The organism is Mesorhizobium sp. BHbdii (assembly GCF_053848045.1).
Window position 1 is genome coordinate 1 of sequence record NZ_JBSPKX010000147.1, and the last position, 495, is coordinate 495.

Here is a 495-nt window from a genome sequence, read left to right on the forward strand (position 1 = left end):
GTGCTTCGCCTCGAGTGCGGCGAGAAAGCCGCGCGGCGCGTCGGCATCCTTCGCCTGCGCCCTGATCTCGGCAAGCGGTATCAGTGCCTTGGCGGCGGCGATCTCGTCGCGTTTGTAGGCCTCGATCTTGCGCAGAATGTCAGACACGGATCACCCGTTCGAGATTTCGACCAAACGGTCGAGCACCTGCAGCGCCCGGCCGCTGTCGATGGCTTGCGCGGCGAGCGCGATGCCGTCGCCGAGCGTTGTCGCCTTGCCCGCGATCACCAGGCCGGCGCCGGCATTCATCAGCACGGTGTCGCGATAGGCGCCGGCAGCGCCGCCCAACATGTCGCGCAAGGCCTTGGCATTGTAGGCGGCGTCGCCGCCGCGCAGCTCGTCCTTGGTGTGGCGCTTCAGTCCAACCTCTTCCGGGGTCAGCGTGAAGCTGCGGATCTCACCGCCGATCAGTTCCGCCACCTGCGTCTCGCCGGTGGTGGTGATTTCGTCATAGCC

2 pseudogenes are annotated in these 495 nt (G+C 66.9%); both read right to left on the bottom strand.

Annotated elements, in window-relative coordinates:
- Positions 1–147 (bottom strand): annotated as a pseudogene (locus ACWTU8_RS32310) (indole-3-glycerol phosphate synthase TrpC); the annotation flags it as partial.
- A 3-nt stretch (positions 148–150) separates the two neighbouring features.
- Positions 151–495, bottom strand: a pseudogene (locus tag ACWTU8_RS32315) (anthranilate phosphoribosyltransferase); the annotation flags it as partial.